An 18376-nucleotide genomic window follows, 5' to 3' on the forward strand; every position below is an offset into this window, starting at 1 on the left:
CGGTGCTCGACTCTCGACGGTGCTCAACCCTTGACGGCTGCGTAGCGCGCGAGCGCTTCCTGGCGCTCGTGCGCGTGGTCCACGATCGGGTCGCGCGGCCGGTGCACGGCCTTGCCCGGCACGTCGCGGAGCTCGGGCACGTACCGGCGCACGTAGTTCCCGTCCGGGTCGAACTTCTCGCCCTGCGTGACGGGGTTGAACACGCGGAAGTACGGCGCCGCGTCCGTGCCGGTGCCGGCCGCCCACTGCCAGCCGTGCTGGTTGGACGCGAGGTCGCCGTCCACCAGGTGGCGCATGAAGTGCCGCGCGCCCCACCACCACGGCAGGTGCAGGTCCTTGACGAGGAAGCTCGCCACGACCATGCGGACGCGGTTGTGCATCCAGCCCTCCTGCCGCAGCTGGCGCATCCCGGCGTCCACGAACGGGTAGCCGGTGCGGCCCTCGCACCACGCCTCGAACCGGGCGCGGTCGTCGTCCAGCGGCATCCGGTCGAACGCGCGGTTGTAGTTGCGGCGCGCGGAGTCCGGCCGGTGCCACAGCACGTCGGCGTAGAAGTCGCGCCAGACCAGCTCGGTGCGGTACGCCTTCGCGCCCGCGCCGGGCCCGAGGTCGGCGAGCAGCGTCCGGGGGTGCACCACGCCCCACTTGAGGAACGCGGAGAACCTGCTGGTGCCGTCCAGGTCGGGCCGGTCGCGGCGGGTGGCGTAGTCGGGCAGCTTCTCGTCGCGGAACGCCTCCCACAGCGCCCGGACGTCCGGCAGCGCCTCCCCCGGCGGCAGCGCGCGCCCGAGGTCCGACCGGATCCAGTCCACCGACGACGCGCCGGTCTCGGCGGGCGGGCGCACCCCGTGGTCCAGCCAGGCCTTCAGGAACGGCGTGAACACCCGGTACGGCGTGCCGTCGGCCTTGGTGACCCGCCCCGGCGTGACCGCGTACGGCGATCCCGCGCGCACCAGCTCGACCCGTTCCTCGACCGCCGCGTCCCGCGTGCGCCCGTACGGGCCGGCGTCGGCGGAGACGTGCACGGACGACGCGCCGACCTCGGCGGCCACCCTCGGCACGACCTCCACCGGGTCGCCCTCGACCACGACGAGCCGCCCGTCGAGTTCGGCGTCCAGGGACCGCAGGCACCGGTGCAGGAACTCGACCCTGGGCTCGCCGGAGGCCTTCAGCAGCACGGGGTCGAGCACGAACAGCGCGAGCGCGCGTGACGCCCGGCCGGCCGCCGCGAGGAGCGCGGGGTGGTCGGCGGTCCGCAGGTCGCGCCGGAACCACACCACGGTCGAGGAGTCCACGGATCGACCCTAAGAGCGCGCCGGGCACCCTGCACGACCAGTCCATTCGTATTAGTCGATTTCGACTGATAGATTTCGACCATGCCACGACGCGCGCTCGACAACCCGGTGGTGCTGGCGGTGCTGGGCCTCCTGCTGGAGCACCCCGCGCACCCGTACCAGATGCTCACCGACCTGCGGGCGCGCGGCGGCGACCGGGCCGCCGCGATCAACCGGGGCACGCTGTACGACGTCGTCGAGGCCCTGGTGACGGCCGGCTGGGTCGCGCCGCAGGGCACCGAGCGCACCGGCAACCGCCCGGAACGGACCGTGTACGCCCTCACCGACGCCGGGCACGACGAGCTGGTGCGGCGCCTGGACAGCCAGATCCGCACGCCGCAGCGCGAGTTCACCCAGTTCCTCGGCGCGGTCGCCCACCTCGGCGCGCTCGGCCCGATCGGCGCCGTCGAGGCCCTGACCGAACGCGGGCAGCGGCTGTCCGCCCGCATCGCCGCCGACGAGCGCGGCCTGGCCGAGGTGCTGGCGGGCGGCGTGCCCCGGCTGCACGTCATCGAGGCCGAGTACGCGCTGGGCCAGGCCCGCGCCGAGCTCGCCTGGATCGACGCGGTGGTGGACGACATCCGCGCCGGCTCCCTGATCTGGCCCCTCCGAGAGGACTGACCCGATGCTCTTCGGCATCTACCCCGGCGGCGCGACCGGTGACGACGCGGGTGGCCTGGCCACCGGCGCGCCCGACTCGCCCGAGCGCATCTCCGCCCTGCTGGACGAGTTGCAGGGCACGGGCGGCCCGTTCGTCGTGCGCGCGTACACCGCGTTCAAGGACAACGCGTTCAAGGACACCGGGGAAACCCCGACCACGCCCGCCGACGCCGCCCGGTACGCGGTGCGCGGCCGGCGGTTGGACCTGGTGGCGCAGTACCAGTCGGCGACCGGCGACGTGGCCGGCTACTGCGACTTCGTGCGCGCGCTGGTCGAGCGGCACGGCGCGGTCACCGCGATGCTCCAGGTGACCGAGGAGCCGAACGTGACCGACAACCCGGTGCTGGACGGCCACTACCCGGGCGTCCGCGACGCGATCACCGCCGGGGTGGTCGCGGCCAAGTCCCGCGCCCGCGAACTGGGCCACGACCTGGCGGTCGGCTTCAACACCACACCGCTGTTCGGCCCGGCGGCGTCGTTCCTCACCGACCTGACCGCCGGCGCCCCGGCGTTCGCGGACGCGCTCGACTACGTGGGCCTCGACTTCTTCCCCGACGTGTTCCGCCCGGTGGCGGGAGACCTGGCGGAGGGCGTGGCGGGACTCCTGTCCCACCACCGCGAACTCCTGCGCGCCGCCGGTCTCGGGCACGTGCCGCTGCACGTCACCGAGCACGGGTGGCCCACCGGACCGGACCGGTCGCCCCGCCGGCAGGCGGAGGTGGTGCAGGCGGTGGTCCGCGTCGTCGCCGAGAACGCCGACCGCCTGGGCATCACCGGCTACACGCACTTCGCGCTGCGCGACGCCGACAGCGCGAATCCCGGGCTGTTCCACAACTTCGGCCTCACGACCGACGACTACACCCCGAAGCCCGCGTTCGGGGCCTACCGCGCGTTGATCGCCGAGCTGGGCGGCTGACCGTTGCGCCGCAACGGGAAAGGCCCGCACCGGACATCGGTGCGGGCCTTCGCCGTGCGCGTGGTGGGAACCGCGGTCAGCGCTGGTCGAGCGGCACGAAGGCGCGCTCCGGCGCACCGGTGTAGACCTGCCGCGGGCGGCCGATCTTGGTGGCCGGGTCGTTGATCATCTCGCGCCAGTGCGCGATCCAGCCGGGCAGCCGGCCCAGCGCGAACAGCACGGTGAAGAACTTCGTCGGGAAGCCCATCGCGCGGTAGATCAGGCCGGTGTAGAAGTCGACGTTCGGGTACAGCTTCCGCTCGACGAAGTAGTCGTCGGCGAGCGCGGTCTCCTCGAGCGCCTTGGCGATGTCCAGCAGCTCGTCGGACGCGCCGAGCTTGCCGAGGATCTCGTCGGCCGTCTTCTTGATGATCGCGGCGCGCGGGTCGTAGTTCTTGTAGACCCGGTGGCCGAAGCCCATCAGGCGGACGCCGTCCTCCTTGTTCTTGACCTTCTTCACGAACGAGGCGACGTCACCGCCCTCGCGCCGGATCTTCTCCAGCATCTCCAGCACCGCGGAGTTCGCGCCGCCGTGCAGCGGGCCGAACAGCGCGTTGATGCCGGCCGAGATCGACGCGAACAGGTTCGCCTCGGACGAGCCGACCAGGCGCACGGTCGACGTGGAGCAGTTCTGCTCGTGGTCGGCGTGCAGCACGAACAGCAGGTCCAGCGCGCGCACCAGGTCGGGGTCGACGTCGTACGGCTCGGCCGGGAAGCCGAACGTCATGCGCAGGAAGTTGTCCACCAGACCCAGGGAGTTGTCCGGGTACAGGAACGGCTGGCCCACGGACTTCTTGTAGGCGTACGCCGCGATGGTGGGCACCTTGGCCAGCAGGCGGATCGTGGAGATCTCGACCTGGTTGGCGTCGAAGGGGCTGAGGCTGTCCTGGTAGAACGTCGACAGCGCGGACACCGCCGAGGACAGCACGGGCATGGGGTGGGCGTCACGCGGGAAGCCGTCGAAGAACCGCTTCAGGTCCTCGTGCAGCAGCGTGTGCCGGTTGATCTTGGAGGAGAACTCCTCCAGCTGAGCCTGGGTCGGCAGCTCCCCGTAGATCAGCAGGTAGCTGACCTCGGTGAAGTTCGACTTCGCGGCGAGCTGCTCGATCGGGTAGCCGCGGTAGCGCAGGATGCCGGCGTCACCGTCGATGTAGGTGATCTCGGAGGAGCAGGACGCGGTGTTGACGAACCCGCTGTCCAGTGTGACCAGACCTGTTGTGGCCAGGAGCTTCCCGAGGTCGATACCGGGCGCACCCTCGGTGGCCGGCACTACCTTCATCTCGTGCTCTCCGCCCGGATGGCGCAGCGCGACGGTACGGGTGTCGTTCGGCGCAGTCGTCGCGTCGGGCATGCAGAGTCCCTCTCACGCTAGGGCGGGGTGGCTCATGCGGGTCTCGCACGCATGCGCGCGGGCGTGGGATCGCCCCGCACCGCAGCACCACCCCGTTGGGGTCCTGTCAGTTCTCCCACGCTAGTCAGAGGACGACCCTCCACACAGTCGCGGTGTGAACCGATTCTGTGAGATGGGACCGGCATCACATCCGGATGCATGGGTGGCTAGCGTGCATCCACCACGGTAGCCCTTCAGGGCTGTTTCTCCATCTCACGAGGGGTGAGAGCTAGGTCATCTCCAGCTCTCGTTTGAAGGGCGGCTCGGCGCCCGCCCTGGAGCACGTGATGGCCGCCGCGGCGCCCGCGTAGGCCAGCGCCCGACCCCACCCGGCGGCGTCCAGACCCCGGACAGCCTCGACGGACAGCGCGTCGTGCTCGTGCAGCCAGGCGAGCAGCGCGCCCTGCACGGTGTCGCCCGCGCCGATGGTGTCGACCACGTCCACGGGCGTGGGTGGGACGCGGATCACGTCGCCGGCGGCGGTCAGCACGGCCAGCCCGTCGCCGCCCCGCGTGAGCACGACGGCGGCCGGGCCCGCGCCCTGCCAGTCGCGCACGACCTCCAGCACGTCGTCCTCGGGCGCGTCCTCGGGGAGGTCGGCCAGCCACCGCGCGTCCTCGACGGACACCTTCAGCAGGCCGACGTGCGGCAGCCACGAGTCGTAGCGGTCGCGGTAGGCCATCGGGTCGTGGATGAGGCCCGCGCGGATGTTCGGGTCGAGCACGGTGAGCGCGCCGCGCTCGGCCTCGCGCCACAGCACGCGCTCGTAGGTGCTCGCGCCCGGCTCCAGCACCATCGACAGCGTGCCGAAGGACACCGCCTTCGTGCCGGCGGGCAGCGGCCCCGGATCGGTCACCTGGCGGTCCGCCGTGCCCTCGACGTAGAACGAGTAGCGCGCCGAGCCGTCGTCGGCCAGCCCGACCACGGCCAGCGTCGTCGGCTGGTCGCCGCGCTGGACCAGGTCGGTGCGCACGGTCGAGGCGTGCAGCCGCTCGACCAGCCGGTCGCCGAACAGGTCGGTCGACACCCGCGACAGGAAGCTCACCGGCGCTTCGAGGCGACCGGCGGCCACGGCCACGTTGTACGGCCCGCCGCCCAACCGCGGCGCGAGGTCGCCCCCGGGCGTGGGCACCAGGTCGACCAGCGCCTCACCTGCAACGACGATCACGACTGGCTCCGTTCTCTCCGCAACCCGTCCAGCAGCAGTTCACCCAGCGCGGTGAACGCCTCGGCGTCCGAGACCCCCGCGCGCCGGGGCAGCACACCGGTCTGGATGCCCTCGATGAGCAGACCGGCCATCTCCGCGATCAGGGTCGCATGCACGTCCCGGAACACCCCGTCGCGGACACCCTCCTGGATGAACTCCCGGATGCGCTCGGCGGCGGCGCGGGCGTTGCGCTCGTAGGTGCTGCGCGTGGGCGCGAACGCGGACACGTCCGTGATGAACTGGGCCGACGCCCGCCGCAGCTCCTCGGCCGCGCCCGCCAGGTAGGTGCCCACGCGGGCGCGCACGTCCTCCACGTCGGCGATGCGCTGCTCGATCCGCTCGGCCGCGCCCTTGAAGTAGCGGCCGACCACCTTGACCGCCAGCTGCTCCTTGCTCGCGGCCAGCGCGTAGAGCGTGGACTTGGAGCAGTGCAGGCGGGCCGCGAGGTCGTCCAGCGTGAAGTGCGCGAACCCCTCGGCGAGCACGAGCGCTTCCAGCCTGCCCAGCAGTTCCACCTGTCTGGGCGTCAGCGGACGGCGCACGATCGAGGTCATGAGCGGCAACTCTGTCACAGTGCCGGGTTACAGTACTGGAGTACGTCCCACAGTACTGCCGACAGTACCCGCGATCCGGAGGTCGACGATGCCCGCCGAGCGCCTGCTGCCCACCACCGAGGCCGAGGACCTGCTCGCCCTGGTCCGCGAGATCGCGCGCGACGAGCTCGCGCCGCACGCCGCCGAGGCGGAGGAGCACTCGCGGTTCCCGCGCGAGGCGTTCCTGCTGCTCGGCAAGACCGGGCTGCTCGGGCTGCCGTACCCGGAGCGGTTCGGCGGGGGCGAGCAGCCGTACGAGGTGTACCTCCAGGCGTTGGAGGAGGTCGCGTCGGCGTGGATGTCGGTCGGCGTCGGGCTGTCGGTGCACATCATGTCCAGCTACGCGTTGGCGACGTTCGGCAGCGACGAGCAGCGGGCGCGCTGGCTGCCCGACGTGCTGGCGGGTGACCTGCTCGGCGGTTACGCGTTGTCGGAGTCGCACGCCGGTTCCGACGCGGGCGCGTTGTCCACGCGTGCCGTGCGGGACGGCGACCACTACACCGTGAACGGCGCCAAGGCGTGGATCACGCACGCCGGCGTGGCCGACTTCTACACGTTGATGGCGCGCACGTCCGACGACGGCGGCAAGGGCGTCAGCTGCTTCTTCGCGCCCGGACGGGCCGAGGGGCTGGTCGCCGCGAAGCCGGAGCGCAAGATGGGCCTGACGGGTTCGATCACCGCGCAGCTGTCGTTCTCCGGGGTGCGGCTCGACGCGGACCGCCTGATCGGGGCCGAGGGCGACGGCCTGAAGATCGCACTGTCCGCTTTGGACTCCGGCCGCCTCGGCATCGCCGCGTGCGGCGTGGGGCTGGCGCAGGCGGCGCTGGACGAGGCCGTCGCGTACGCGAAGCAGCGCACCCAGTTCGGCCGGGCGATCATCGACTTCCAGGGCTTGGAGTTCATGCTCGCCGACATGGCCGCCGCCGTGGAGTCCGCCCGTGCCACCTACCTGGAGGCGGCCCGCCGCCGCGACCGCGGCCTCCCGTTCCGCCGCCAGGCCGCCATCGCGAAGCTGGTCTGCACCGACACGGCGATGAAGGTGACCACGGACGCCGTGCAGGTGCTGGGCGGCGCCGGCTACACCCGCGACTTCCCGGTGGAGCGCTACATGCGCGAGGCCAAGGTGCTCCAGATCTTCGAGGGCACCAACCAGATCCAACGCCTCGTCATCGGCCGCTCCCTCCGCTCCTGACCCGAGAGTCGTACCTTCACGGCGCGAGAGTCCTACCTTCACGGCGCGAGAGTCGTACGTTAAGAGCACCTGAATTCAACGCTGAGCCCACACACCGTTAGGCATGAGCGTTGAATTCGGGGTGCCTGAACGTACGACTCTCGCGGCCTGGAGGTTGGACTCTCGGGGGTCAGGGTTCTGTGTAGAAGGGGTTGGTGACGATTTCCTCGCCGTCGGAGTAGCGGTAGACCTCGCGGCCTTCCACGTAGACCTTCAGGGCTCGGCTCATCACGTCAAGCGGGTCGCCCGACCAGATCACGACGTCGCCGTCGAGGCCCGGCCGCAGGGAGCCCACGCGGTCGTCCAGGCCCATGATGCGGGCCGGGTTGACGGTGATCGACTCCAGCCCGACCTTCGGGTCGAGGCCTTCCTTCACGGCCAACGTGACCTGGTGCACGAGGAAGTGGATCGGCACGACCGGGTGGTCCGTGGTGATCGCGATCTGCACGCCCGCACGCGCCAGGATGCCCGGGTTGCGCAACGACCGGTTGCGGACCTCGACCTTCGAGCGCGACGTGAACAGCGGCCCGATGATCACCGGGATCCCACGCTCCGCCAGCACGTCCGCGATCAGGTGACCTTCGGTGCCGTGGTTGACGATGAGCCGGTAGCCGAACTCGTCCGCCAGCCGCAACGCCGTCGCGATGTCGTCGGCGCGGTGGCAGTGCTGGCACCACGGCAGCTCGCCCGACAGCACCCGTGCCAGCACCTCGGACGTGGTGTTCCGCTCGAACGCCCCGTCGGCCTCGTCGCGCTTGGCCACGTAGTCCTGCGCCTTGGTGAACGCGTCGCGGATCACCGCCGCCACGCCCTGGCGCGTGGACGGCAGCTTCTTCTGCTCCCCGTACACCCGCTTCGGGTTCTCGCCCAACGCGCTCTTCACGCTGACGGGGTTGCGCACGAGCATCTCGTCGGCCGTGCGGCCCCAGCACTTGACGGCCACGGTCTGGCCGCCGATCACGTTGCCGGACCCCGGTTTGACCACCGCGGTGGTGACGCCGCCGGACAGGGCGTCGGCGAAGCCCTGGTCGGCGGCGTTGATCGCGTCCAGCGCGCGCAGCCGGGCGCCGTTGGGGTCGGTCATCTCGTTGGTGTCCTGCCCGGCCCAGCCCTCGCCCTCCTCGTGCACGCCGAGGTGGCCGTGGGCCTCCACGAAGCCGGGCAGCACCCAGTTCCCCGCCGCGTCCACGACCGGGACGCCGTCCGGCACCTCGACGTCCGGGCCGACCGCGACGATCTTCCCGTCCTGGATCAGGACCGTGCCGCCCTCGATCGGCTCTCCGGCGACCGGGACGACGTACCCACCCGTGATGGCGACGTTCATAGTTAGCGACGCTAACGGTCTATGACAACGGGCGCAAACCCCAGCGGCCGGCCCACGACTCGCCCGGTTCCAGCCACAGCAGGTCGACCCCGCTGTTCAACGCGTCCGGCGGGCACGTCATCGGCTCGATCGCCACCGCGCGGCCGCGGCCGGGGTAGTCGTCGGGGGTGTAGACCTGCACCCACTTGAAGTCCGGGTCCGCCCACACCTCGACGCCGCCGGCCGGGCCCTTCAGCACGTGCCGCACCAGCCCGTCCACGGGCTCGCAGCCACCGAACGCGGTGTCCAGCTTCACACCTCCGAGCAACCGCGCCACGCGGAAGTCGTAGTCGCCCGACACGGGCTCCGCCGGGCCGTTCGGGATCATGGTGTGCGCGTCCACCGGCAGCACGGTCGTGGCGGCCAGCGACAGCGAGGTCTCGTCGGTCAGGGACGCGCCGGCGCGCGGGTAGGGGTGCGTGCCCACCCCGAACGGGGTCCGCTTGTCACCCACGTTGGTGACGCCGTGCGAGACGGTGAGGCCGTTGTCGTCGAGCGCGTAGGTGATGGTGGTGCGCAGCTCGACCGGCCAGCCGAGGCCCGCCACCGGCGTCTCCAGCGAGATCAGCGACCCCGTGTGCTCCACGGTGCCCCAGATCGCGCGGCGCACCAGTCCGTGGATGGCGTTGCCCCGGGCGGGCTCGCCGATCTCCAGCTGCTGCTCCTCGCCGTCGAGCACCCATCTGCCGCCGGCCGTGCGGTTGGGCCACGGCACCAGCACCGCGCCGCTGCCCATGGGCGGTTCGTCGTCGTACGTCTCCACGTACGGCACGCCGCCGACCTCGTAGGACTTCAGTCCCGCACCCTCGGGTGCGATGACGGCGCGTGCCGCGCCGTGGGCGATCTCCAGCATGGGTCAGGAGCGTATCCGAGCTGCTCTCCCCTTGACTTAGTTACTAGACCGGTCTCTATATTAAAACCATGCCAAGACGGACCGACACCCGCCAACGGGTGGTGCGCACCGCGGCCGGCCTCTTCCGGGCGCAGGGCTACCACGCGACGGGGATCAACCAGGTGCTCGCCGAGGGCGGCGCGCCCAAGGGCTCGCTCTACTTCCACTTCCCGGGCGGCAAGGAGCAGTTGGCGGTCGAGGCGGTGACGTTGGCGGGCAACGAGCTGTGCGAAGCGCTCGCCGCCGCGCTGGCCGCCGAACCCGACCCGGCGAAAGCGCTTTCCCGCGCCTTGGAGGTGCTGGGCCAGGAGCTGGTCGCTTCGGACTTCCGCAGCGGGTGCCCCGTCGCCACGGTGGCGTTGGACGCCGCTTCGGACAGCGAGCCGATCCGCGTCGCCTGCGAGGACGTCTACGCCTCCTGGCAACGGCTCATCGCCGCGCACGTCGGTGACGACGACCTGGCGACGGTCGTGCTGGCCGCCGTCGAGGGCGCGCTGCTGCTCGCCCGCACCCGCCGTTCACCGGACCCCCTGCACGCCGTCGCCGCCCGGCTGGGCGCACTCCTGGGAAGGCCGAGACCGTGAAAGCGCACCACCTGAACTGCGGCACCATGCGCCCGCTCGGCGGGAAGCTGGTGACCGGCGAGGGCTCCTACTTCCGAGCCGCCGAGCTGGTCTGCCACGTGCTGCTGCTGGAGACCGACGACGGCCTGGTCCTGGTCGACAGCGGCCTCGGCCTGGACGACGTGCGCCGGCCGGGCGAGACGTTGACCCGCGGGTGGCGGCTGATGAGCCGGCCCGCCCTGGACGAGGCGGAAACCGCGCTGCGGCAGGTGGAGGCGCTCGGGTTCGCCGCGTCGGACGTGCGGGACGTCGTGCTGACCCACCTCGACCTCGACCACGGCGGCGGTCTGCGCGACTTCCCGCGGGCGCGGGTGCACGTGTCGGCGGAGGAGCTGGCCGCGGCGACGCGTCCGGGCAAGACGGGCAACGACAAGGTGCGCTACCCGGACGGGCAGTGGTCGCACGGCCCGCGGTGGGCGCCGCACGCGACGACCGGTGAGTCGTGGTTCGGCTTCGAGGGCGTGCGCGAGGTGCGGCCGGACGTGCTGCTGGTGCCGTTGTTCGGGCACACGCACGGGCACACGGGTGTCGCGGTGCGCGTCGGCGACCGGTGGCTGCTGCACGCGGGCGACTCGTACTTCTTCCACGGCGAGGTGGAGGCGGAGAAGCACTGCCCGCCCGCGCTGACCTTCATGCAGAAGCGGATGCAGGTGCTGCCCGAGCTGCGCGTGGCCAACCAGGAACGGCTGCGGGAGCTGGTGCGCGACCACCACGACGAGGTTGACGTCTTCAGCGCCCACGACGCCACCGAGCTGCGCCGCCACCAGAACGTGCACGCCTGATTGAGTAGCGGTACTCATGACAGCGGCGAGGGTCGGCGGGGACGCTTCGACCATGACCGCGAAACCGCATTCGCCGACCACCAACGCCTTCTACGCGCAGGCGGTGGTCTCCTTCGCCATCTCGTTGGCCGCCGTCGGGCTCGGCGTCGCCTACCTGCCCGTGGACGGTTGGGTGCGCGCGTTCCTGGCGCTCGGCCTGCTGTTCACGGTCACGTCGGCGTTCACCCTGGCGAAGTGCGTCCGGGACCGGCAGGAGGAGACCTACGTGGTGAGCCGGGTCGACCAGGCGCGGTTGGAGAAGCTGCTCGCCGAGCACGACCCGTACCGGGTCGAGGCGGCCTGACCCCCTAGGCTGCACCGCTCATGGGAGCAGACCGATGACCGCCGCCGCTCTCGACGGCGTCGACGACGTCGAGTGGGCGTCCCTCGGCCACGCGTACGGCTCGGCGGCGGACGTGCCGCGGACGTTGCGCCACGCCGTCGGCGAGGACGAGGACCTGGCCGACGAGGCCGTCGAGCACCTGTTCGGCACCATCTACCACCAGGGCACGCTGTACTCGGCGACGCCGTGGGCGGTGCCGTTCGTCGCCCGGCTCGCCGCCGACCCCGGCACGGTGCGGCGCACGGGTCTGGTGCACCTGCTCGGCGCCATCGCGGAGACCCGTGACGCCTCGCCGGAGGTGCTGGCGGACGTGCGGGCGGCTCTCGCCCGCGAAACCCCGCGCCTGCTGCCGTTGCTGGACGACCCGGACGTCGAGCTCCGGCACGTCGCCACCTACCTGCTGGGCAACCTGCCGCCGACCGCGGAGGCGGTGGCGGCGGTGCGGGCGCGGCGCGCGCGTGAACGGTCGCCGCGGGTGGTCGCGGGTCTGCTGGCCGCCGCGGGCCGGCTCGCGCCCGCGGAGAGCGCCGAGTGGCTGGCCGAGGAGCTGGGGTCGCCGCGGCCGGTCGCCGTCCACGCCGGCGCGCTGTGGGCGGTCGCCGACGCCGGGCTGCCGTGGTCGGACGCCGCCACGTCGGCGGTGATCGACTGCTGGGTGGCCGGCGAACCGCTCCGGAACTGGGTCTGGTCGGCTGATCCGTTCGCCGACATCGTGGCGGGGGTCGACACCGCGTCGCTCGCCGCGCTCTGCCGGTCGTTGACCGCGCAGGGGCCGGCCGACTCGGCGCAACGGGCCGTCGACGCCGTCTACGAGCGGTGCACGCGGTCGCGTTCGGTCCGCGAGGAGCTGGCTCCGCTGCTGGCCGCCGCGGTCGACCACCCGGAGCCGTGGGTGCGCGTCGCCGCCGCCACCGCGGTCCGCGACGTGCCGCCGGCCGCTCCCCTGGCCGCGGACTTCCTGGCCGCGCACCTCGCCGGACCGCTGCCGACCGGCCCGAACACCCCTGAAGCCCGGCTGTTCGGCCTCAGCCTGGAAGTCCTCGTCACGCTCGGCGACCCGCGCTGGCGTCAGCCGTTCACCGCCGCGCTCGCCGCGGGCGGGGTCGCGCCGGACGTGCTGGGGGTGCTCGTCGACGCCGACGTGCCGTGCGACGCCGTGCTGCTGAGCGCGGTGCGCCGGCGGCTGGCGGCGCTGCCCGCGCGGTGGGAGCCGTCGTCGAGCCACGACGCGCTCCTGGGCCGGATGCGGTGGCACAACGAGCTGAACCACCTGACCAGGCTGGTGCGCCGGTGGGGCGCGGACGCGGCCGACGCCGTGCCCGAACTCGTCGCGTTCGTCCCGCACGACCAGTGGTGGGCGGTCCGCGCGCTGGCCGCGATGGGCCACGCCGCCTCGGCCGCCGTGCCCGCGTTGACGGCTGTCCGCGACGACCCGGCGGTGTCCTGGCGGCAACGCCTCGACTGCGCCGAGGCCCTCGCCGCGATCACCGGCGACCTCGACCACGTCACGGCCTGCGCCGCCGCGGCCACCGAAGCCGCCGCGGCCACCACAGCCGCCCAGGCTGCCGGAGCCGCCGACGCCTCGGTCCTCGCCGCGCGGGCCCTCCTGCGCCGCGGGCTTCCCCTGGACGACCTGCTGCCGGCACTGCGCGAGATCGCCACCACCGACACGGGCGACGCCCCGGCCGCCGTCCGGCTCCGCCTCGACGCGGCCGAGCTCCTGCGGCAGGCGGGTGACGACGTGGCAGCCCCGCTCCGAGCCGCCGCCGACGCCCTCGACCGGGCCCGGCACGTGGCGGACGCGGCCGGGCTGGCGGGGCTGATCGGCCCGCCGGCCGCCGCTCTCGTGCCACGGCTGCGCGGACTGCTCGCGGACCGCCACGACACGCACGCCGCCGCGCTCGCCATCCGCCGCGTCACGGGCGAGGCCGAGCCGCTCCTCGACGCCGTGCGCCAACGGCTGACCTGGGTGGGCGCGGGCGCCTGGCTGGCGGAGTCGCTGCGGGAGCTGGGTCCCGACGCCGCCCCGCTGCTGCCCGAGCTGCACGTCCTGGCGCACCGCGACGCCGCGATGCCGGGCGGCGGCATCCACGGCCGCCAGGTCCGCCAGGACGACGAGGACCGCCTGCGGCTCCTCGCCGTCCTGGCCGGACCCGGTCAGGCGGTCACTTCGACAACTTCTCCGGGTCGAACGTGACCTTGCCGTGCACGAGCCGGTTGATGAGCCACAGCACCACGCCGGCCGCGAGGAGGTAGAGCGCGATCTCGTAGTCCGCCGACGCACGCCCCGACAGGGGGCTCGCCAGGTACGCGCACGTGATCGCGCCCAGGACCGGCACCCAGGTCGGCGCGCGGAAGTGCTTGTGGTCGACCTTCTCCTTGCGCAGCACCAGCACCGCGACGTTGACGATGGTGAAGACGACCAGCAGCAGCAACGCCGTCGTGCCGCCGAGCTTGGCGATGTCCGTGGTCGACACCAGGATGATCGCGACGCCCGACGTGAAGACGATCGAGATCCACGGCGTGCGGCGGAACGGGTGGACGGTGCCGAACACCTTCGGGATGATCTTCTCGTTCGACATGCCGTAGATCAGCCGGCTGGCCATCAGCATGTTGATCAGCGCCGAGTTGATGACCGCGAACAGGCCGATCAGCGAGAAGACCCACAGCGGGAAGCCGGGCGCGCCGACCTGCACCACCAGCAGCAGCGCCGAAGAGCCCGCCTTCGACAGTTGGTCGGCGGGGATGAGCAGCGACGACGTGATCGCGACCAGCACGTAGATGACCGCCGCGATCACCATGCCCCACAGCATCGCGCGCGGGAAGATGCGGACCGGGTCGCGCACCTCCTCGGCCATGTTCACCGAGTCCTCGAACCCGACCATCGCGAAGAACGCCAACGCGGTGGCGGACGTGATCGCGACCAGCGCGCTCTGCCCCGGCGCGGGGTCGACCTGCGTCAACCGGCTCGGGTCGCCGTCGCCCGCCAGCACCGCGTAGAGGCCGATCGCGATGATGATCACCAGGCCGGACAGCTCGATGCAGGTCAGCACGACGTTCGCCTTGACCGACTCCGAGACGCCCCGGAAGTTGATCACGGCGAGGCCGATGATGAACAGGATCGCCACCAGCGTCGCCGACACGGTGAACGTGTCGGAGAAGAACTCCTTGATGACGGACTGGAGGTAGGTGCGCCCGAACGCGAGCGCGGCGGACGACGCCGACGTGATGCCCGAGCTCATCACCGCGAACGCCACCATGAAGGTGAGGAACTGGATCTTGAACGCGCGGTTGGTGTACAGCGCCGCGCCGGCCGCCCTGGGGTACTTGCCGACGAGTTCGAGGTAGCTGAACGCGGTCAGGAACGCCACCACGAACGCGATCAGGAAGGGCAGCCACAGCGCGCCGCCGATCTTGCCCGCGACGTTGCCCGTGAGGGCGTAGATGCCGGTGCCGAGGATGTCACCGACCACGAAGAAGAGCAGCAGCTTCGGGCCGATGGCCCGCTTCAGTTCCGGTTGCTCCGGTGCGCTCGTCGCTTCCGCCATGCCGTGTGAGTGTGCCGGATCACACAGGGCCCGGATAGTCGGATCGGCCCACTTGGGCAAGTCTTGACGTTCAGCTCCGGACCGCCGCCCGCAGATCCGCCTCGGCTTGCGCGATGGCTTCGTCCAGCGCCTCCCGGAACGCCGCGATCTGGTCGGCCTCCAGCCGGACGCCGTCCACGCCGGAAGGCAGGAACACGTCGATCCCGCCGTCCTGGACTTCGAGGCTGAGCACGTCCTCCTGCTCCGAGTAGCACCGCAACAACCACTCGCGCTTCGGCGACGTCACCTTGATGATCGGTTCCATGACCCTAAGATTCGCAGCGCTGCCTTCAGGTCCGCAATAACTCGATCGAGTGACTATCCTTGCGATCCAATTTGCAACGCCCCTAATTTGATCGCATGGCACGCCGCGCTGGCACGTCGGTCCGCTCCCGCCGACTCGCACACGTCCTCAAGAAGCTCCGCGCCACCAGCGGCATCAGCACGGATGCCGTGGGCGAGGCGGTGGACATGTCCGGGAGCAAGATCAGCCGCATCGAGACCTCCGGGGCCGGCATCTACCTCGACGATCTCGAGAAGCTGCTCGACTTCTACAAAGTCGCGCGCAAGCAACGCGTCGAACTCCTCGACCTCGCCCGTCACGCCGAACAGCGTGGCATGTTGCGCATGAACAACAATCAGAAGGTGCACGAGGACTGGCAGACCTGGGCCGATTTCGAGGCCGAGGCCAGTTCACTGCTGAACTACGAGCCGCTGATGATCCCCGGCCTGTTGCAAACCCCGGAATACGCCCGGGCGATCATCAAGGCCACCGGGCACGCTCTCACCGATGCGCAGGTCGATGCGCTGGTCGCCAGTCGCATGGCACGTCAAGGTCTGCTCAACCGCAGCACTCCGCTCCGACTGAGCGTGATCATCGAGCAGGGCGTGCTGGAGCGACCCTTCCACGATCAAGGGGCTCAACGCCGCCAGATCCGACACCTCATCGACGCCGGGGAACGTTCCAACATCACGGTGCGAGTCGTCCCGACCGACGCGGAGCTGCACGGCGGCCTCAACGGGCCGTTCGTGATCCTGGAGTACGACGACGACCCGAGCCTGGTGTTGCTGGAGAACAAGGTGGCGAGCCTGTTCATCGACGAGGACGACCAGATCGAGGTGTTCGAGGCGACCTGGGCAGCACTCCGGCGTTCGGCCTACACCGCGGAGGAGACGCTGGATTACCTGAAGGGTCTGGCATAAGACTGTCACGCATGACTCTGTGGCGTAAGAGTTCCCGCAGCAACAGCAGTGCCAACTGCGTCGAAGTCGCGCACCTCTCGACTCGGGTGGCGGCGCGGGACTCCAAGAACCCGGTCCCCACCATCACCTTCCCCGCGGCTTCGTGGGCGCGGTTCCTGCGGGCTCAGTAGTCCTCCCACAGGTTGTACTCCGCGGAGTTCGGGCCGGCCGTGTCGTCCACGCCGAGGGCGGCCAGGTCCGCCGACGTGAAGGTCGCGGCGGCCCGGTCGCCCAGGAACACGCCGATCAACGTCACCAGCACGTCGAGGTGGGCCTCCGCCGACTGGTCGTCGCACGCGGTGATGCGGTTCAGCGCGTCGTGGACGGGCTGCTCCACCCCGGCCTGGGTGAGCTGCTTGAGGATCGATCCGGCCTCCCCGAACCCCTCGCCCGGCGCGGTGATCCTGACGTACGACTTGGCCGTGGTGCGGAACAGCGTGACCAGCGCCCGGTACTCGGCCACGCCCTCGAAGTCGAGGGTGAGGCCGAACAGCCGCTGCAAGCCGTCCAGCACCCGTCGCCGGTGCTCGCGCAGCGCCGTGTTGTACGGCTCGCTGTAGTAGTAACCGCGCTTGGCGTCCGGGTGGGCGTCGAGGAACGCCTGCACGAGGGCCCGGCGGTCGTAGGTGATCACCCGTGCAGTCCACCACGCCGACCGGGACGTCGCCGGCACGGCGGTCACCGTGAACCGGCCCTGGTGTGCCGCGCGCCCGCCGAGGGATTGGCCCCACCCGATCGGGGTACCTGGTCGGTTACCTCCGGTCGGTTCACCCGCGACCGCGGGCCGCCCGAGAGGAGACCTGCCGGTGGGCTCGACCGCCGTGGCCTACACCTGCATCGGTGTCGCGACCCTGCTGGCCGCCGTGCTGCCCCGGGTCGTCGGTCGGGCCCCGGTCTCGATGCCGATGATCTTCCTGGGCCTGGGCGCGGTCGCGTTCACCGTCGTGGACGCGCTGCCCGACCCCGATCCGACCCGCCACGGCGGGATCACCGTGCACCTCACCGAGCTGTGCGTGATCATCTCACTGATGGGCGCGGGCCTGGCGCTCAACCGGCCGGTGGGCCTGCGCCGCTGGTCGACGACGTGGCGGCTGCTCGGCATCACGATGCCGCTGTCGATGCTCGCCGTCGGCCTGCTGGGCTGGGGCGCGCTCGGCTGGGGCTTGGCCTCCTCGCTGCTGCTCGCGGCGGTGCTCGCGCCCACCGACCCGGTGCTCGCCAACGAGGTGCAGGTGGCCGAGCCCGCGGAGAACCCGGACGACCCCGGTGAGGGCGAGGACGAGGCGCGGTTCGCGCTGACCTCCGAGGCCGGCCTCAACGACGGGTTGGCGTTCCCGTTCACCTACGCCGCCGTCGCGATCAGCGTCGTCGGGGCCGCGCCGGACGCCTGGTTGCCGCACTGGCTGGCGGTGGACGTGCTGTGGCGGTTGGCGTGCGGCGTGCTCGTCGGCCTGCTCACCGGGTGGGCTCTGCGCAAGCTGTTCTTCGCCGCGCCGTCGCGCGACCTGCGGTTGGCGGAGCACGCGGAGGGCTTCGTCGCGCTCGCCGCCACGTTCCTGGCCTACGGCGCCACCGAGCTGGCCGAGGGCTACGGCTTCGTCGCGGTGTTCGTGTGCGCCTGCACGATCAGGGCGGGCGAGCGCTCCCACGGCTACCACCGGGTCCTGCACCAGTACGTCGAGCAGGCGGAGCGGATGCTCACGGTGCTGATCATCTTCCTGCTCGGCGGCGCGGCGGTCACCGGTCTGCTGGCGGGCGTCGGGTGGCGGGACGTGCTGGTGGCGCTGGTCGTCCTGCTCGTGGTGCGGCCGGTGACCGGCCTGGTGGGGCTGGCCCGCGGCAAGACGGGTCCTCGGGAGCGGGCCGTCATCGCGTTCTTCGGGGTGCGCGGCGTCGGCTCGCTCTTCTACGTCGCCTACGCGATGCAGTCCGGGGACTTCGCCGACCAGGACGCGATCTGGCGGGTGGTGGGCCTGGTGGTGATCGGCTCGATCGTCCTGCACGGCATCACCGCGACCCCGTCGATCAGGCTGTTGGACCGCTTGCGGCTGCGCGCGGCGCAGGACCGGCACGGCGACCCGGAGCAGGCGCCCCGGACCGCGGTCTGAGCACCGACGCCACCACGGCCCAGTCGC

At 71.6% G+C, this 18376-nt stretch carries 19 protein-coding genes; 10 read left to right on the forward strand and 9 right to left on the reverse strand.

Annotated features, from left to right (window positions below):
- Positions 1-23: 23 nt before the first annotated feature.
- Positions 24-1295, reverse strand: a complete 1272-nt coding sequence (locus EDD40_RS20195; RefSeq protein ID WP_123744307.1) for a cryptochrome/photolyase family protein — start codon at positions 1293-1295, stop codon at positions 24-26.
- An 81-nt stretch (positions 1296-1376) separates the two neighbouring features.
- Here EDD40_RS20195 and EDD40_RS20200 point away from each other — a divergent pair, with 81 nt between their 5' ends.
- Together EDD40_RS20200 and EDD40_RS20205 are read left to right on the forward strand one after the other, a co-directional pair.
- Positions 1377-1955 carry a PadR family transcriptional regulator gene (locus tag EDD40_RS20200; RefSeq protein ID WP_123744308.1) on the forward strand — a complete coding sequence of 193 codons (579 nt, stop codon included), beginning with the start codon at positions 1377-1379 and terminating at the stop codon, positions 1953-1955.
- A gap of 4 nt (positions 1956-1959) precedes the next feature.
- On the forward strand, positions 1960-2910 hold the full coding sequence (locus EDD40_RS20205) for a hypothetical protein (RefSeq protein ID WP_123744309.1): 951 nt from the start codon (positions 1960-1962) through the stop codon (positions 2908-2910).
- 76 nt (positions 2911-2986) lie between these two features.
- On the opposite strand, the gene EDD40_RS20210 is transcribed toward EDD40_RS20205, so the two are convergent.
- From EDD40_RS20210 to EDD40_RS20220, 3 genes are all read right to left on the reverse strand, one after another.
- Positions 2987-4300, reverse strand: coding sequence for a citrate synthase (locus tag EDD40_RS20210; RefSeq protein WP_123744310.1), 1314 nt, complete (start codon positions 4298-4300; stop codon positions 2987-2989).
- A gap of 268 nt (positions 4301-4568) precedes the next feature.
- A complete protein-coding gene (locus EDD40_RS20215) occupies positions 4569-5507 on the reverse strand; it encodes a carbohydrate kinase family protein (RefSeq protein WP_123744311.1) in 939 nt (312 codons plus the stop codon).
- On the reverse strand, positions 5504-6100 hold the full coding sequence (locus EDD40_RS20220; RefSeq protein WP_123748158.1) for a TetR/AcrR family transcriptional regulator: 597 nt from the start codon (positions 6098-6100) through the stop codon (positions 5504-5506). Before EDD40_RS20220 ends, EDD40_RS20215 begins: the two co-directional genes overlap by 4 nt.
- A gap of 88 nt (positions 6101-6188) precedes the next feature.
- Here EDD40_RS20220 and EDD40_RS20225 point away from each other — a divergent pair, with 88 nt between their 5' ends.
- Positions 6189-7331 carry an acyl-CoA dehydrogenase family protein gene (locus tag EDD40_RS20225; RefSeq protein ID WP_123744312.1) on the forward strand — a complete coding sequence of 381 codons (1143 nt, stop codon included), beginning with the start codon at positions 6189-6191 and terminating at the stop codon, positions 7329-7331.
- Positions 7332-7500: 169 nt separating this feature from the next.
- Here the strand turns inward: EDD40_RS20225 and EDD40_RS20230 are convergent, their stop codons facing one another.
- The gene (locus EDD40_RS20230; protein ID WP_123744313.1) at positions 7501-8694 is read right to left on the reverse strand and encodes an amidohydrolase; all 1194 of its coding nucleotides are present in this window, start codon (positions 8692-8694) and stop codon (positions 7501-7503) included.
- Positions 8695-8713: 19 nt separating this feature from the next.
- Positions 8714-9586 carry an aldose 1-epimerase family protein gene (locus EDD40_RS20235; protein ID WP_123744314.1) on the reverse strand — a complete coding sequence of 291 codons (873 nt, stop codon included), beginning with the start codon at positions 9584-9586 and terminating at the stop codon, positions 8714-8716.
- Positions 9587-9654: 68 nt separating this feature from the next.
- Here EDD40_RS20235 and EDD40_RS20240 point away from each other — a divergent pair, with 68 nt between their 5' ends.
- Genes EDD40_RS20240 through EDD40_RS20255 form a run of 4 tightly spaced genes read left to right on the forward strand, consistent with a single transcriptional unit; the run spans position 9655 to position 13609 of the window.
- Positions 9655-10209 carry a TetR/AcrR family transcriptional regulator gene (locus EDD40_RS20240; RefSeq protein ID WP_123744315.1) on the forward strand — a complete coding sequence of 185 codons (555 nt, stop codon included), beginning with the start codon at positions 9655-9657 and terminating at the stop codon, positions 10207-10209.
- Positions 10206-11030, forward strand: coding sequence for an MBL fold metallo-hydrolase (locus EDD40_RS20245; RefSeq protein WP_123744316.1), 825 nt, complete (start codon positions 10206-10208; stop codon positions 11028-11030). The genes EDD40_RS20240 and EDD40_RS20245 overlap by 4 nt, the downstream gene beginning before the upstream one ends.
- 52 nt (positions 11031-11082) lie before the next feature.
- Positions 11083-11373, forward strand: a complete 291-nt coding sequence (locus EDD40_RS20250) for a YiaA/YiaB family inner membrane protein (RefSeq protein WP_123744317.1) — start codon at positions 11083-11085, stop codon at positions 11371-11373.
- 34 nt (positions 11374-11407) lie between these two features.
- The gene (locus EDD40_RS20255) at positions 11408-13609 is read left to right on the forward strand and encodes a hypothetical protein (RefSeq protein ID WP_123744318.1); all 2202 of its coding nucleotides are present in this window, start codon (positions 11408-11410) and stop codon (positions 13607-13609) included.
- Here EDD40_RS20255 and EDD40_RS20260 read toward each other — a convergent pair.
- Positions 13578-14960 carry an APC family permease gene (locus tag EDD40_RS20260; protein WP_123744319.1) on the reverse strand — a complete coding sequence of 461 codons (1383 nt, stop codon included), beginning with the start codon at positions 14958-14960 and terminating at the stop codon, positions 13578-13580. The genes EDD40_RS20255 and EDD40_RS20260 overlap by 32 nt on opposite strands.
- A 70-nt stretch (positions 14961-15030) precedes the next feature.
- On the reverse strand, positions 15031-15264 hold the full coding sequence (locus EDD40_RS20265) for a hypothetical protein (protein ID WP_123744320.1): 234 nt from the start codon (positions 15262-15264) through the stop codon (positions 15031-15033).
- A 95-nt stretch (positions 15265-15359) separates the two neighbouring features.
- Between EDD40_RS20265 and EDD40_RS20270 the strand changes: the two genes are divergently transcribed.
- The gene (locus EDD40_RS20270; protein WP_123744321.1) at positions 15360-16202 is read left to right on the forward strand and encodes a helix-turn-helix domain-containing protein; all 843 of its coding nucleotides are present in this window, start codon (positions 15360-15362) and stop codon (positions 16200-16202) included.
- A gap of 11 nt (positions 16203-16213) precedes the next feature.
- Positions 16214-16372: a DUF397 domain-containing protein gene (locus EDD40_RS20275; protein WP_123744322.1), complete on the forward strand. Its 159-nt coding sequence runs from the start codon at positions 16214-16216 to the stop codon at positions 16370-16372.
- On the opposite strand, the gene EDD40_RS20280 is transcribed toward EDD40_RS20275, so the two are convergent.
- The gene (locus tag EDD40_RS20280) at positions 16366-16914 is read right to left on the reverse strand and encodes a hypothetical protein (protein WP_148088845.1); all 549 of its coding nucleotides are present in this window, start codon (positions 16912-16914) and stop codon (positions 16366-16368) included. The two genes, EDD40_RS20275 and EDD40_RS20280, sit on opposite strands and share 7 nt — an antisense overlap.
- A gap of 133 nt (positions 16915-17047) precedes the next feature.
- On the opposite strand from EDD40_RS20280, the gene EDD40_RS20285 reads away from it, so the two are divergent.
- Positions 17048-18349, forward strand: a complete 1302-nt coding sequence (locus EDD40_RS20285) for a cation:proton antiporter (RefSeq protein WP_123744324.1) — start codon at positions 17048-17050, stop codon at positions 18347-18349.
- Positions 18350-18376 lie beyond the last annotated feature (27 nt).

Source organism: Saccharothrix texasensis (assembly GCF_003752005.1).
Lineage (GTDB): Bacteria > Actinomycetota > Actinomycetes > Mycobacteriales > Pseudonocardiaceae > Actinosynnema > Actinosynnema texasense.

Bases quoted from the DNA above. Each gene is read 5' to 3' on its own strand.
- EDD40_RS20200 (WP_123744308.1), top strand. From the start codon at position 1,377: ATGCCACGACGCGCGCTCGACAACCCGGTGGTGCTGGCGGTGCTGGGC.
- EDD40_RS20205 (WP_123744309.1), top strand. From the start codon at position 1,960: ATGCTCTTCGGCATCTACCCCGGCGGCGCGACCGGTGACGACGCGGGT.
- EDD40_RS20210 (WP_123744310.1), bottom strand. From the start codon at position 4,300: ATGCCCGACGCGACGACTGCGCCGAACGACACCCGTACCGTCGCGCTG.
- EDD40_RS20220 (WP_123748158.1), bottom strand. From the start codon at position 6,100: ATGACCTCGATCGTGCGCCGTCCGCTGACGCCCAGACAGGTGGAACTG.
- EDD40_RS20225 (WP_123744312.1), top strand. From the start codon at position 6,189: ATGCCCGCCGAGCGCCTGCTGCCCACCACCGAGGCCGAGGACCTGCTC.
- EDD40_RS20230 (WP_123744313.1), bottom strand. From the start codon at position 8,694: ATGAACGTCGCCATCACGGGTGGGTACGTCGTCCCGGTCGCCGGAGAG.
- EDD40_RS20235 (WP_123744314.1), bottom strand. From the start codon at position 9,586: ATGCTGGAGATCGCCCACGGCGCGGCACGCGCCGTCATCGCACCCGAG.
- EDD40_RS20240 (WP_123744315.1), top strand. From the start codon at position 9,655: ATGCCAAGACGGACCGACACCCGCCAACGGGTGGTGCGCACCGCGGCC.
- EDD40_RS20250 (WP_123744317.1), top strand. From the start codon at position 11,083: ATGACCGCGAAACCGCATTCGCCGACCACCAACGCCTTCTACGCGCAG.
- EDD40_RS20255 (WP_123744318.1), top strand. From the start codon at position 11,408: ATGACCGCCGCCGCTCTCGACGGCGTCGACGACGTCGAGTGGGCGTCC.
- EDD40_RS20260 (WP_123744319.1), bottom strand. From the start codon at position 14,960: ATGGCGGAAGCGACGAGCGCACCGGAGCAACCGGAACTGAAGCGGGCC.
- EDD40_RS20265 (WP_123744320.1), bottom strand. From the start codon at position 15,264: ATGGAACCGATCATCAAGGTGACGTCGCCGAAGCGCGAGTGGTTGTTG.
- EDD40_RS20270 (WP_123744321.1), top strand. From the start codon at position 15,360: ATGGCACGCCGCGCTGGCACGTCGGTCCGCTCCCGCCGACTCGCACAC.
- EDD40_RS20275 (WP_123744322.1), top strand. From the start codon at position 16,214: ATGACTCTGTGGCGTAAGAGTTCCCGCAGCAACAGCAGTGCCAACTGC.